Origin of the sequence: Streptomyces sp. NPDC047022 (genome assembly GCF_040644155.1) — a bacterium.
In the GTDB taxonomy this organism is placed as follows: domain Bacteria; phylum Actinomycetota; class Actinomycetes; order Streptomycetales; family Streptomycetaceae; genus Streptomyces.
In genome coordinates, this window is the sequence record NZ_JBEYVV010000021.1 from 59,124 (window position 1) to 72,819 (window position 13,696).

9 protein-coding genes are annotated in these 13,696 nt (G+C 71.3%); 7 read left to right on the plus strand and 2 right to left on the minus strand.

Annotated elements, in window-relative coordinates:
* Window positions 1–50: 50 nt before the first annotated feature.
* Window positions 51–1,664, minus strand: a complete 1,614-nt coding sequence (locus tag ABZ845_RS21505; protein WP_360982008.1) for a helix-turn-helix domain-containing protein — start codon at window positions 1,662–1,664, stop codon at window positions 51–53.
* A 123-nt stretch (window positions 1,665–1,787) separates the two neighbouring features.
* Between ABZ845_RS21505 and speB the strand changes: the two genes are divergently transcribed.
* The 4 genes from speB to ABZ845_RS21525 all read left to right on the plus strand — a co-directional run bounded on the left by speB (window position 1,788) and on the right by ABZ845_RS21525 (window position 6,690).
* A complete protein-coding gene (gene speB, locus ABZ845_RS21510; RefSeq protein ID WP_360982010.1) occupies window positions 1,788–2,774 on the plus strand; it encodes an agmatinase in 987 nt (328 codons plus the stop codon).
* A complete protein-coding gene (locus ABZ845_RS21515) occupies window positions 2,771–4,456 on the plus strand; it encodes a thiamine pyrophosphate-binding protein (RefSeq protein WP_360982011.1) in 1,686 nt (561 codons plus the stop codon). Before speB ends, ABZ845_RS21515 begins: the two co-directional genes overlap by 4 nt.
* Before the next feature lie 132 nt (window positions 4,457–4,588).
* Entirely contained in the window at window positions 4,589–5,509 is a 921-nt protein-coding gene (locus tag ABZ845_RS21520; protein ID WP_360982012.1) for a serine hydrolase, read from the plus strand.
* A gap of 92 nt (window positions 5,510–5,601) precedes the next feature.
* Complete coding sequence (locus tag ABZ845_RS21525) at window positions 5,602–6,690, plus strand: esterase-like activity of phytase family protein (RefSeq protein WP_360982014.1); 1,089 nt, start codon at window positions 5,602–5,604, stop codon at window positions 6,688–6,690.
* 5 nt (window positions 6,691–6,695) lie between these two features.
* Here ABZ845_RS21525 and ABZ845_RS21530 read toward each other — a convergent pair whose 3' ends face one another.
* Window positions 6,696–7,559: an isocitrate lyase/PEP mutase family protein gene (locus ABZ845_RS21530; RefSeq protein WP_360982016.1), complete on the minus strand. Its 864-nt coding sequence runs from the start codon at window positions 7,557–7,559 to the stop codon at window positions 6,696–6,698.
* Between the two features lie 218 nt (window positions 7,560–7,777).
* On the opposite strand from ABZ845_RS21530, the gene ABZ845_RS21535 reads away from it, so the two are divergent.
* From ABZ845_RS21535 to ABZ845_RS21545, 3 genes are all read left to right on the plus strand, one after another.
* Window positions 7,778–11,509, plus strand: a complete 3,732-nt coding sequence (locus tag ABZ845_RS21535) for an ABC transporter ATP-binding protein (protein ID WP_360982018.1) — start codon at window positions 7,778–7,780, stop codon at window positions 11,507–11,509.
* A 231-nt stretch (window positions 11,510–11,740) separates the two neighbouring features.
* Window positions 11,741–12,127, plus strand: a complete 387-nt coding sequence (locus tag ABZ845_RS21540) for a hypothetical protein (RefSeq protein WP_360982020.1) — start codon at window positions 11,741–11,743, stop codon at window positions 12,125–12,127.
* A gap of 121 nt (window positions 12,128–12,248) precedes the next feature.
* On the plus strand, window positions 12,249–13,694 hold the full coding sequence (locus ABZ845_RS21545; protein WP_360982022.1) for a S28 family serine protease: 1,446 nt from the start codon (window positions 12,249–12,251) through the stop codon (window positions 13,692–13,694).
* Window positions 13,695–13,696 lie beyond the last annotated feature (2 nt).

Sequence of the window (13,696 nt, forward strand, 5' to 3'; positions counted from 1 at the left end):
GCCGGTGCCTCCTGCGCGAGCGTCCGCCGTCCCGGACCGTGGGACGCGTGTCACTCCGCGTCAGGACCGGCTGCGCCAGGCTGTTTCAGCGCGAACCACAGCTCCATGCGTACATCGGGATCGTCCAGGTCCGCGTCCAGCAGCGCGGCGCAGCGCGCGATGCGCCCGCGGACCGTGTTGCGGTGGACCGAAAGGGCCACGGCCGTACGGTCCCAGCTGCCGTGCAGGGACAGCCAGGTGCGCAGGGTCTCGGTCAGCGCGGGGGCGGAGGCGATCGGCGCGAGCAGGGCCCGGGCGTGTGCCTCGGCCTCTTCACGGGGGACGAGGTCGGTGAGCCCGGCCCCGCCGCCGTGGCGGACCAGGGGCACCCGGGTCGCGCGGGCGCGCGCCAGGGCACGCGCCGCCTGGGCGTCGGCGACGGGCCAGTCGTGCGGGGCGACGGGTGCGCTGACACCGAGGGTCCAGCCGGGGTACGGGGCCGGTGCGCGGTCGTGCGGGACGAGGACACGGATGACCCCGTCGGCGAGGTCGACCAGCGCGGAGCCGAGCGCGGCGCCGAGCGCGGAGGCGACCAGGGCGCCCTGGGGGTCCCGCCTTGCCGGTATGTCCGGGCAGGCGTGCACGACGAGCCACCGCTCGGCGCCGAGCAGCGGCGCCACCTCCTCCGGCGCCGCTCCCAGCAGCAGCCGTACCAGCGCGGTCGTGCGCGCCGCTCCCGCCCCGCTCAGGTGCTCGCCGGTGAGCAGGGACAGCAGGACCGCCGCGACGGAGGCGATGGTGTGGTCCCCGGGCTCGCGCCGCGGGGAGGCGACCCCGAGGACGAAGCCGTGGCCGGGAGCGAGGGCGTAGGCGGCGAGGTGGGTGCCGGCGACGGTGTCGGCCGCGGAGGACGGGAACGGGCGCCCGGCGGACCCTCCGGGCTCTGCCGTGCCGCCGGGCCCCGGCGCACCGCCCTGACTCACCACCCCCGCCAGCCGTGCCATCCCCTCCTCCGCCTCGGCCGCGGGAAGCCGTCCCGCCGTCGTGCTCGGCGTCGCGTCCGGCCCGTACAGCACCGCCCAGCCCGACGTCCACCGCGCCAGCCGCTGCAGCACCGACGGCACCGGATCCGGCCTGGCCGCCGCGGCGGCCAGGCTCTGCTGGGCCTCGGAGACCCGCCGCAGCTCCGCGAGGCGCGCCTCGGCCATGAGCTGCCACACCGCGCGTGCCACACCCGAGAACGTGGTCCCCGGCGGCACCTCCAGGAGCGGGAGCCCGTGCGCGTCGCAGGCGGCTGCCAGGCCGGGCGGGACCCTGTCGTGGACCGGGGCGAGCCCGAAGCCGAGGGCGGCACCGCCCGCCGCCACGATCCGGGAGACGTAGCCGTCGAAGCGGTCCGCCTCGTCCCGCTGGATGCCGTCCCGCTGGATGTCGTCCCCCCGGATGTGGACTCCGGCGGACAGCAGCAGCTCGCCGCCGAGCAGATACGGGTACGGGTCGGCCATCTCCGAGGCGTGCGCCCAGTGGATGACGACATCGCCCGCCGGGGGCCCCGCGATCTGCCGCAGGGCCAGGTCCTCACGGGCCAGCAGGGCCGACAGCGGGACCGGCGGGGTGGGCGGCACCGCCGGGCCCGCCGGAGCCGCTGCCGCGTGGACGTCCGGCATGATGTGCGTTTCCTCCATCCAGCCACGCTCGAATAGAGGAAACGTACACTTCGCATCCGCTGTCCCGCGACCTAGAGTCGAAGGCGAAGCAGCGTGTACGCGATGAGCGTGAGAAAGCGTGAGAAAGAAGGCACTACGCCCATGAGCAGCAACGAGACGCCCCGCGGCCCCGTCGACTCCTCCCGAATCCCGCGGTACGCGGGCCCCGCGACCTTCGCCCGGCTGCCCCGCCTGGACGAGGTCGGCACCGCGGACGTCGCCGTGGTCGGTGTGCCCTTCGACTCGGGTGTCTCCTACCGCCCCGGCGCCCGCTTCGGCGGCAACGCCATCCGCGAGGCCTCCCGCCTGCTGCGCCCGTACAACCCGGCCCAGGACGCTTCCCCCTTCGCCCTCGCCCAGGTCGCGGACGGCGGCGACATCGCCGTGAACCCGTTCAACATCAACGAGGCCGTGGAGACCATCGAGGCCGCCGCGGACGACCTGCTCGGCACCGGCGCCCGCCTGATGACCCTCGGCGGCGACCACACCATCGCCCTGCCGCTGCTGCGCTCGGTGGCGAAGAAGCACGGCCCGGTCGCCCTGCTGCACTTCGACGCCCACCTCGACACCTGGGACACCTACTTCGGCGCCGAGTACACCCACGGCACCCCCTTCCGCCGCGCCGTCGAGGAGGGCATCCTCGACACCTCCGCGCTGTCCCACGTCGGCACCCGCGGCCCGCTGTACGGCAAGCAGGACCTCACCGACGACGAGAAGATGGGCTTCGGCATCGTCACGTCCGCCGACATCTACCGGCGCGGCGCGGACGAGGTCGCCGATCAGCTCCGCCAGCGCATCGGCGACCGCCCGCTGTACATCTCCATCGACATCGACTGCCTCGACCCGGCGCACGCCCCCGGCACCGGCACCCCCGAGGCCGGCGGCATGACCTCGCGCGAGCTACTGGAGATCCTGCGCGGCCTGGCCTCCTGCAACCTGGTCTCGGCGGACGTCGTCGAGGTGGCGCCCGCGTACGACCACGCGGAGATCACCTCGGTGGCCGCCTCCCACACCGCGTACGAGCTGACGACCATCATGAGCCGTCAGATCGCGGCGGCCCGCACCGGTGAGGAGAACGGGACCAAGTGACCCACGACCACGACCTGGTCCTGCGCCCCACGGCGGCACAGGCCGAGGCGGCACTGAATCCTCCGCCCGGCCGCACCGGCGGGGACCTGGTCGTGGAGACGCTCGCCGGGCTCGGCGCGACAACGGTGTTCGGACTGCCCGGCCAGCACGCGCTGGGCCTGTTCGACGCGCTCGGCCGCTCCGGTCTGCGGTACATCGGGCTGCGGACGGAGAACAACGCGGGCTTCGCGGCGGACGCGTACGGCCGGATCACCGGAGAGGCGGCCCCGCTCCTGCTGTCGACCGGACCGGGCGCGCTGATGTCGCTGGCCGCGCTCCAGGAGGCGGCAGCGGCCTCGGCCCCGGTCCTGGCGATCAGCAGCCAGGTCCCGGCGGCGGGCCTGGGCGGCGGCCGTCACGGCTATCTGCACGAACTGCCGGACCAGGCGGCCTCGTTCCGCGGCGTGGTCAAGTCCGTCCACATGGCCCGCACCCCCTCCCAGATCCCGTCCGCCCTCGCGGAGGCCTGGAAGTCCGCGCTGACGGTTCCGCACGGACCGGTGTGGGTGGAGATCCCGCAGGACGTGCTGCTCACCGAAACGACCCTGCCGGTGGTGACGGCGGTGGACGCCACCCCGGACGAGCGGCCCCCGCGCCCCGAACTGACCGCCGTCGCCGCCGATCTGCTGTCCCGCGCCGAGCGCCCCGCGATCATCGCGGGCGGGGGAGTGGTGCGGGCGGACGCCTCGGGCAAGCTCCTGCGGCTCGCAGAGAAGCTCGACGCCCCCGTCGTGACCACCCCCGGCGGCAAGGGCGCCTTCCCCTGGAAGCACCGGCTGTCCCTCCGGTCCTGGCTGGAGGACCGCCACACCACGGACTTCCTCGAGGACGCCGACGTACTCCTGGTCGTCGGCTCCGGCCTCGGTGAACTCTCCTCGAACTACCACACGTTCCGGCCGCGCGGCCGGGTGATCCAGATCGAGGCGGACCTCGGCAAACTGGAGTCCAACCACCCCGCTCTCGGCATCCACGCCGACGCCCGCCTCGCGCTCCAGGCGCTCCTCGAGACGGTGTCCGAGCGGAAGGATCCCACGGCCCCGGAGCGCGTACGGGCGCTGCTGAACCGGGTGTCCGACCGGATCGCCTCCCAGGACCTGGCCCTGGAACAGGACGTGCTGGCGTCCGTGCGCCGTGCCCTGCCCTCGGGTTCCCCGTCCTTCTGGGACATGACGATCCTGGCGTACTGGGCCTGGTCGGCGTTCGACGCGCGGGGCGCGAACACCATGCACTCGGCCCAGGGCGCCGGCGGCCTCGGCTACGGCTTCCCGGCCGCGCTCGGGGCGGCCGTCGCGGACCCGACCCGCCCGGTCCTCGCGGTCTCGGGCGACGGAGGCGCCCTGTACTCCATCTCCGAACTCGCGACGGCGCGGCAGTACGACCTCGACGTGACCTGGCTGATCGTCGACGACGGCGGCTACGGCATCCTGCGCGAGTACATGACGGACGCCTTCGGCCGGGCGGTGGGCACCGAGCTGACCCGCCCCGACTTCGCGGCCCTGGCACAGTCCTTCGGCGTCCCGGGAGTCCGCACGACCCCCGAGACCCTTGAGCAGGACCTGGCGAGGGCTCTCTCCGAGCCGGGCCCCTCGGTCGTCGTTCTCCCGGCGGTGCTGCGGATGTTCGCGCCGACGCACCTGGACTGAGCCGGGCCACCTCGGCTGAGGGGGCACGGTCGGCGCCACGTATCGTGCAACCTTTCACCCGTACTCATGAGTCATGCGGTTCGGACGTGCCAGGAGTACGCCCGAATCCATGCAAGCCGATGGGGGACTTTCGTGACTCACTGGATTTCCCGGCGTGCCAGAGTGCTCTGCGCGAGCCTCGGCGCCGGAGTGCTCATACCGACCGTGGCGGCCGCCGCACCCGCCGCCGCCACACCGCCGACGGTCAGCTGCACCTCGGGCAAGGCCGGCCTGGCCGCCGCACTCCAGAAAGACATCACCGCGGCCCTCGCGGGACGCAACGGGACCGTGGCCGTAGGCCTCTACGACCGCTCCACCAAGACCAGTTGCTCCCTGCGGAGCACCTCCGCCTATGACTCGGCCAGTGTCGTCAAGGTCACCGTGCTCTCCACGCTGCTGTGGGACGCCAAGAAGAGCAACCGCTATCTCACCGACCGCGAGGTCAGCCTCACCACGGCGATGATCACGCAGTCGGACAACGACGCCACCACCGCGCTGTGGAAGCAGCTCGGCATGACGAAGATCAAGGGCTTCCTCTCGGCCGCGGGCATGACCCAGACCAAGCCGGGCGAGGACGGCTACTGGGGCCTGACCCAGATCACCGTTCAGGACGAGCAGAAGCTGCTGGGGCTCATCACCGCCAAGAACTCCGTGCTGAGCGACAACTCCCGTGCGTACATCCTGAATCTGATGGGGAAGGTCGTCTCCTCGCAGCGCTGGGGCACTCCCGCGGGCACGCCCTCCGGTGTCTCCGTGCACGTCAAGAACGGCTGGCTGCAGCGGTCCACCCACGGCTGGCGCGTGCACAGCGTCGGCACGTTCAACGGCCGCGGACACGACTACATGATCACGGTGCTCACCGAGGACAACAGCACCATGGACTACGGCGTCACCACCATCCAGAACGTGGCCAAGGCCATCCACAAGGACCTGGTGCCGACGACCTCCGCGACGAGCAAATACGTGCCCACCAGCAGGCCCCAGGAGGCCATCCCGGCGGTCCCGGCGAGCTGACCGGCTCACCTCACCGGTGAACTCCCCATGCTCAAGGGGGAGTTCACCACCGGTCCACCCCCGCGCCCCCCTCACGGCACTACGGTGACCGCATGCGCCTGAGAACCCTCCTCGTCACCGTCACCGCCACCCTGGCCGCGGCCTCGTCTCCGGCGGCCGCCACGAGCGGCACGGCCGCAGCGACCGGCACCACCGCGCACTCCTGCTCCTCCGCCGTCGCCATCGAGGGCTTCTCGGACGCCCTCGACAAGACGACGTACGACGGCACGTTCGTCGGCAATCTCTCCGCGCTTTCCGTCGGCCTCCCCCACTCCCGGCTTCGTCCGGGCGGGGGGACCCCCGCCGGAGGGATCGCCGCGCTCTCCGACCGTTCCTCGCTCTTCACCCTGGACCCGAAGACCCTGAAGCCCACCGGCGTCGTCGGCCTCGCCGACGAGAACGGCGCCCCGCTCGACTCCGAGGGCCTGGCCGTCGACCGGGACGGCACCCTGCTCATCACCTCCGAGACCGAGCCGTCCGTACGGCGCTACTCGCGCGACGGCAAGATCCTCGACCGGCTGCCGGTGCCGGACGCGCTCCGAGTCGCTCCCGCGGGGCGCGCCACCTCGAACCTGACCTTCGAGGGCCTGACCCTGCTGCCCGGCGGCCACACCCTGCTGGCCGGCATGGAGGGCTCGCTCAGCGGCGACACACCCGGCGTCGTCCGGTTCCAGACCTGGACGCGGCACGGGAAGCACTTCGGGCTCGCGGCCCAGTACGGCTACCGCACCGACACCGGCCTCGGCGTCTCGGAGACCGCGGCGGCCCCCGACGGCCGGCTGCTCGTGCTGGAGCGCGGGTTCACCGCCGGGTACGGCAACACGGTCCGCCTCTATCTGGCGGATCTGCGCCACGCCACCGACACGAGCCGTGTGGACACGCTGACCGGCCAGGCCGGGGTGCGCCTCGCCCGCAAGACGCTCCTCGCCGATCTGGCCGACTGCCCCTCGCTGGGCGCGAGGGCCAGGCAGCCCCAGCCGAATCCGCTCCTCGACAACATCGAGGGCATGACCGTCACCGGCGTCCGGCACGGACGGCTGAGCCTGCTGCTGGTCAGCGACGACAACCAGAACCCGGCACAGATCACCCGCCTGTACTCGCTGCGCGTACGCCTGCCGCACTCCGCCGCGCAGGACGCGTGACCGGTTCACCCGGTCACGCGCACCTCCGGGGGCCGCGTCCGCGCGAGGTTCTTCTCCAGCAGCTCGGTCGCGGCCTCCACGCCCACCGCGCCCGCCCGGTCCATGGACGGAAGCCGCCCGCCGGACTCCCTGAGCCCGGTGAGTGACGCCTCAATCGCCTCATGGGCGGCGAACAGACAGGGCGTGCTGTAGATCGCGGCGTCCACCCCGAGCTCGGACAGCTCGGCGAGCGACAGCCGCGGCGACCTGCCCCCGGCGATCTGGTTGAACAGGAGCGGCTTGTCACCGATCACGTCCTGGATCCGCTGGATCGACTCCACGCTGCGCACCCCGTCGACCAGCACCACATCGGCGGAGGTGGCCGCCAGAGCCTTGGCCCGGGCGAGGATCTCCTGCTCCTCGGTGGCGTCCGTACGGGCCACCACCACCAGGTCCCGGCGCGTCTCCAGCACCATCTCCAGCTTGTCGAGGTACTCCGCCAGCGGCAGGATCCGCTTGCCGTCGGCGTGCCCGCAGCGCCGGGGCCGCTGCTGGTCCTCCAGGATCACCCCCGAGGCGCCGAGCCGCTCCAGCGTCTCGACCACGAGGCCGGCCACTTCCGGGTCCGTGTACCCGTCGTCGATGTCCACGAGGAGATGGTGGCCGGGAAAGGCGCCACGCAGCCGCTGGACGAACGCCACGATGTCCGGCCAGGCGATGAAGCCGATGTCCGGCAGACCGTAGTACGCGGCGGCGAATCCGAAGCCTGACACGAACAGCCCGTCGTAGTGCCGCGCCGCGATCGACGCCGAGTACATGTCGTAGACACCGATCAGCGGTGTTGTTCCCTGTGCGGCGATCTGCTCCCGCAGCCGGCTTCCGAAAGCCACGCGGACCTGCCTTCCGTGGTTCTGCTCTGGCTGGGCTGACTATTCCTGTGCCATACCGTGTGAATCTCTATACGAATCCTTTACTCATCCGGACGGCCGAGCGCCTTCACTCCCGGAAACGCCGGCTCGGCGGGATGAAATCCGTCGCCTTCCGTGTTGGTGCCTTGCGGCGGAGCTGAGCAGAGCACACCGGAACAGATCGACAGGAAGGGACGGGCGTGGCAGCGCACGAGGGGGAAGTTCGCGGCTGGGCGCGCAGGCTGGCGGCGTACGCATGGCGCTACCCGAAGGACGTCGTCCTCGCGCTCGGGTCCTCCCTGGCCGGCATGGCGGTCATGGCCCTCGTCCCGCTGATCACCAAGGTGATCATCGACGACGTCGTCGGCAACCACACCCGGTCCATGGGGCCCTGGGCGGGTGGCCTGATCGGCGCGGCCGTGGTCGTCTACGCGCTCACCTACATCCGCCGCTACTACGGCGGCAGGCTCGCCCTGGATGTGCAGCACGACCTGCGCACGGAGATGTACGCGACGATCACCCGGCTCGACGGGCGACGTCAGGACGAGCTGTCGACCGGGCAGGTCGTCGGCCGCGCCACCAGCGACCTCCAGCTCATCCAGGGGCTCCTTTTCATGCTCCCGATGACGATCGGGAACCTGCTGCTCTTCCTGATATCCCTGGTGATCATGGCGTGGCTGTCGCTGCCGCTGACCCTGGTGGCCCTGGCGGTCGCGCCCGCCCTGTGGTTCATCGCGGGGCGCAGCCGCGTCCGGCTGCACCCGGCCACCTGGTACGCGCAGGCGCAGGCCGCCGCCGTGGCGGGTGTGGTCGACGGTGCCGTCAGCGGTGTGCGCGTGGTGAAGGGCTTCGGGCAGGAGGAGCAGGAGACGGGCAAGCTCCGCGAGGTCGGGCACCGGCTGTTCGCGGGCCGGCTGCGCACCATACGGCTGAACGCCAAGTACACCCCCGCCCTCCAGGCCGTGCCCGCGCTCGGCCAGGTGGCCATGCTGGGGCTCGGCGGCTGGCTCGCGGTTGGCGGCCACATCACGCTCGGCACGTTCGTCGCCTTCTCCTCCTATCTGGCCCAGCTCGTCGGCCCCGTCCGCATGCTCGCCGTGGTTCTCACGGTCGGCCAGCAGGCCCGCGCGGGCGCCGAGCGGGTCCTGGAACTGATCGACACCGAGCCTTCGCTGCGGGACGGGACCAAGGAGCTGCCCGCCGACGCCCCCGCGACGGTCGAGTTCGACGACGTCTCCTTCTCCTACGGTGACGGGCGGCCGGTCCTCGACGGGCTGTCCTTCGAGATCCGGCCCGGCGAGACCCTCGCGGTCGTCGGTTCCTCCGGGTCCGGCAAGTCGACCGTCTCCCTGCTGCTGCCGCGCTTCTACGACATCACGCACGGCGCCGTCCTCGTCGGCGGTCACGATGTGCGTGAGCTGGCCCAGAAGTCGCTGCGCGCCGCGATCGGGCTGGTCCCCGAGGACTCCTTCCTGTTCTCGGACACGGTCCGCAACAACATCGCCTACGGCCGTCCCGGGGCGAGCGACGAGCAGATCGAGCAGGCCGCCCGCGCGGCCCAGGCCGAACGGTTCATCGCCGAGCTGCCCGACGGATACGAAACCAAGGTCGGCGAGCACGGCCTCACCCTCTCCGGCGGCCAGCGCCAGCGGATCGCGCTGGCCCGCGCGATCCTCACCGACCCGCGTCTCCTCGTCCTGGACGACGCGACCTCGGCTGTGGACGCCCGGGTCGAGCACGAGATCCACGAGGCGCTCAAGCAGGTCATGGAGGGCCGTACGACGCTGCTGATCGCGCACCGGCGCTCCACCCTCAACCTCGCCGACCGCATCGCCGTCCTCGACGCCGGGCGCCTCGCCGACATCGGCACGCACGAGGAGCTCCAGGCGCGCAGCAAGCTGTACCGGCGGCTGCTGACCGACCCGGACGAGCTGGGCGGTGTCTCCCCGGGCCACGCCCTGCCCGCCGCTCCGAGGGAGGACACCAGCGTCCGGGAGGAGCTGGACGCCGAGTTCGACGCCGAGCGCGGGGTGACCCCGCATCTGTGGACCGGCGACCGGGAGCCCAAGGACCGGGCACTGTCCGGGTCCCCGGCGACACCCGAACTCCTCGCCCAGGTCGAGCGCCTTCCCGAGGCCACCGACACCCCCGGTGTCGACGAGGCGAGCGCGGTCCGGCCGGAGGAGTCGTACGGCCTCAGCCGGCTGCTGCGCGGATTCGGCCTGCCCCTGCTGGCCAGCCTGGGCCTGGTCGCGCTCGACGCGGGCATGGGCCTGCTGCTGCCGATCCTGATCCGGCACGGCATCGACAAGGGCGTCTCCCGGATGGCCCTCGGCGCGGTCTGGGCCGCGTCGCTGCTCGCGCTGCTCGCGGTCCTGGTGCAGTGGGCGGCGCAGTTCGGCGAGACGCATATGACCGGGAGGACCGGCGAGCGCGTCCTGTACGCGCTCCGGCTGAAGATCTTCGCGCAGCTCCAGCGGCTGGGGCTCGACTACTACGAGCGCGAGCTGACCGGCCGGATCATGACCCGGATGACGACCGATGTGGACGCGCTGTCGACATTCCTGCAGACGGGTCTGGTCACCGCGGTCGTCTCCGTCGTCAGCTTCTTCGGGATCATGGTTGCGCTGCTGGTGCTCGATGTGCAGCTGGCGCTGGTGGTCTTCGCCACGCTGCCGCCGCTGATCGTGGCGACCGTCTTCTTCCGCCGTGCGAGCGTGAAGGCGTACGAGCTGGCCCGTGAGCGTGTCTCGGGGGTCAACGCGGACCTCCAGGAGTCCGTTTCCGGGCTGCGGATCCTTCAGGCGTTCGGGCGTGAGAGGGAGGGCGGCCGGCGATTCGCCCAGGGCAGTGACGGCTACCGCCTGGCCCGTATACGCGGGCAGTGGCTGATATCCGTGTACTTCCCCTTCGTGCAGCTGCTGTCCTCGGTGGCGGCGGCGGCCGTGCTGATCGTGGGAGCGCACCGGGTGGACGCGGGGACGCTCACCACCGGCGCGCTGGTCGCCTATCTGCTGTACATCGACCTGTTCTTCGCGCCGGTCCAGCAGCTGTCGCAGGTCTTCGACGGATACCAGCAGGCCACGGTGTCGCTGGGCCGCATCCAGGAACTGCTCCAGGAGCCGACCACGACGAGGGCCGCCGACGAGCCGCAGGAAGTGGTGTCGCTGCGCGGTGACATCACGTTCGAGGACGTCGCCTTCGCCTACGGTGACGACGAGGAGGCGCTCAGCGGCGTCAGCCTCACCGTTCCCGCCGGGCAGACCGTCGCCTTCGTCGGAGAGACGGGTGCGGGAAAGTCGACCCTGGTGAAGCTCGTGGCCCGGTTCTACGACCCCACGCGCGGCCGGGTCCTCATCGACGGCACCGACCTGCGCTCGCTGGACCTGACCTCGTACCGGCACCGGCTCGGGGTCGTTCCCCAGGAGGCGTACCTGTTCCCGGGGACAGTCCGGGACGCCATCGCCTATGGGCGTCCGGACGCGACCGATGCCGAGGTGGAGGCCGCGGCCCGGGCGGTCGGCGCGCACGACATGATCGCCCGGCTTCCGGACGGCTATCTGCACGAGGTCGCCGAGCGTGGCCGGAATCTGTCCGCGGGACAGCGGCAGTTGATCGCCCTGGCCCGCGCGGAACTGGTCGACCCGGACATCCTGCTGCTGGACGAGGCCACCGCGGCGCTCGACCTGGCCACCGAGGCACAGGTCAACCGGGCGACGGACCGTCTGGCCGGGCGCCGCACCACACTTGTCGTCGCCCACCGGCTGACCACGGCCGCCCGCGCGGACCGCGTGGTGCTGATGGACCACGGCAGGGTCGCCGAGGAGGGCACCCACGAGGAGCTGCTTGCGCTCGGCGGCCGGTACGCACGGCTGTGGAGGACCTTCGTGGGCGAACCGGAGCCGGAGGAGCCCGTGGGCACCACGGCCTGACCGGCTCTGCTCGCACCGGTCGGCCCTACTCACGTCTGACCGAATCCGATCGCGAGAAAGCGGAAGGTGATTTTTCCATTCCGCTTTATGACTGTTTGTTATTGGGAAAAGTCACTGGATCGACCTAAAAGCGACTGGGCTTTGGCTTGATCGTATCGTTGCGGGGCAACCATCCGGGGTACGCCATGCGTCCGTACACCCGTACGCCCATCGTCGTGGGGAAGGACAACTGTGGACAGTGGTGCGATACGCCGGCGCCTGGCGCTCGGGCTGGCCGTGCTGACGGCGTCAGGGCTGATTGCCATCGCGAGCCCGGGAAGTGCGCAGGCGGACGACTTCTGTTCCGGACGCCAAGTGCGCACGCTCTCCTTCTCCACCGGCTCCGTGCGGGTCTACAAGCGCGACAGCTATGTGTGCGCGGTGACCGTCCCGAACAAGGTGTCCGGCAAACAGTCGATGTCCGTGAGCGTCCAGGCGCGCGGCAGCCGGCCCGCGGCCGACATCGGCCAGTACACGCAGTACGCGGGCCCCGTGGTCGTGCACGCCGGACACCGGTGCGTGTGGGTCCGGGGTTCCGTCGGCTCGGGCTCGGTCAGTTCGGGCTGGTTCCTGTGCTGACGGGCCCTGAGGGACTCGGGGGGACTTCTCAGCCAATTCACAGGTTTGCTCAACCTCACCTGGTGTCACGGAAATCGCTCGGCTAGGTTCCGGCGGACATCCGCGTTCACAGGGAGGGTGCATGCGCAAGGCGCTCACATGGCTGCTGGCGCTCACCGTGTTCATCGGCACGCTGGGCACGGCGGGGGCGGCCACCGCCGCCCAGCCGGAGGCCAGGAGAACCGCCGCCACCGCCACCGACATCAAGGACCGGCTGCTCGCGATACCGGGCATGAGCCTCATCGAGGAGAAGCCGTACGCCGGATACCGCTTCTTCGTACTGGACTTCACCCAGCCGGTAGACCACCGGCACCCGGACAAGGGCACGTTCCAGCAGCGGATCACCGTGCTGCACAAGGATGTCTCACGCCCCACGGTCTTCTACACCAGCGGGTACAACGTCTCCACGACCCCCGGCCGCAGCGAGCCCACCCGGATCGTGGACGGCAACCAGGTCTCCCTTGAGTACCGCTTCTTCACTCCCTCCCGTCCCGACCCCGCCGACTGGTCGAAGCTCGACATCTGGCAGGCGGCGAGCGACCAGCACCGCGTCTTCGAAGCGCTCAAGGCGGTCTACCCCCACCGGTGGATCGCGACCGGCGGCTCAAAGGGCGGCATGACGGCGACGTACTACAAGCGCTTCTACCCGCGCGACATGGACGGCGTCGTCGCGTACGTGGCGCCCGACGACGTGGTGAACGACCAGGACTCCGCGTACGACCGGTTCTTCACGACGGTCGGCACGAAGGAGTGCCGCGACCGGCTGGACGCGGTACAGCGCGAGGCGCTGGTGCGCCGGGACACGCTGGAGAAGAAGTACACGGCGTACGCGGCGGACAACCGCTACACCTTCACCACGGTCGGCAGCCTCGACCGGGCGTACGAGGCGGTCGTCCTCGATTACGTCTGGGGCTTCTGGCAGTACAGCAAGCTCTCGGACTGCGCCACGGTCCCCGCGGACGCGAAGAACGCCACGGACGACGAGATCTGGAACTCCGTCGACACCATCTCCGGCTTCTCCTTCTACACCGACCAGGGCCTCGAGCCGTACACGCCGTACTACTACCAGGCCGGAACGCAGCTGGGCGCGCCCACGATCCACTTCCCGTACATCGAGAAGAAGTACCTCCACTACGGCTACCAGCCGCCGCGGAACTTCGTGCCGCGCTCCATCCCGATGAGGTTCAGGCCCGGCGCGATGCGGGACGTGGACACCTGGGTCACGCACCACGCGCACCAGATGCTCTTCGTCTACGGCCAGAACGACCCCTGGGGCGCGGAGCGTTTCCGTGTCGGCGCAGGCACCCGTGACGCGTACGTGTTCACGGCCCCCGGCATGAACCACGGTGCCAACGTCGCGGGCCTGGTGCCCGGCGAGCAGGCGCTGGCCACGGCCCGCATCCTCGACTGGGCCGGCGTGGCGTCCCCGGCGGTCCGGTCGGACCCGTCGGCGGCCAGGCCCCTGGCGCGCTACGACGCGAGGCTGGACCGCACGGGCATGGAGCGCGAACCGGGCCTGAGGCCGTAACC

Bases quoted from the DNA above. Each gene is read 5' to 3' on its own strand.
- ABZ845_RS21525 (WP_360982014.1), top strand. From the start codon at position 5,602: ATGCGCCTGAGAACCCTCCTCGTCACCGTCACCGCCACCCTGGCCGCG.
- ABZ845_RS21545 (WP_360982022.1), top strand. From the start codon at position 12,249: ATGCGCAAGGCGCTCACATGGCTGCTGGCGCTCACCGTGTTCATCGGC.
- ABZ845_RS21505 (WP_360982008.1), bottom strand. From the start codon at position 1,664: ATGGAGGAAACGCACATCATGCCGGACGTCCACGCGGCAGCGGCTCCG.
- speB (WP_360982010.1), top strand. From the start codon at position 1,788: ATGAGCAGCAACGAGACGCCCCGCGGCCCCGTCGACTCCTCCCGAATC.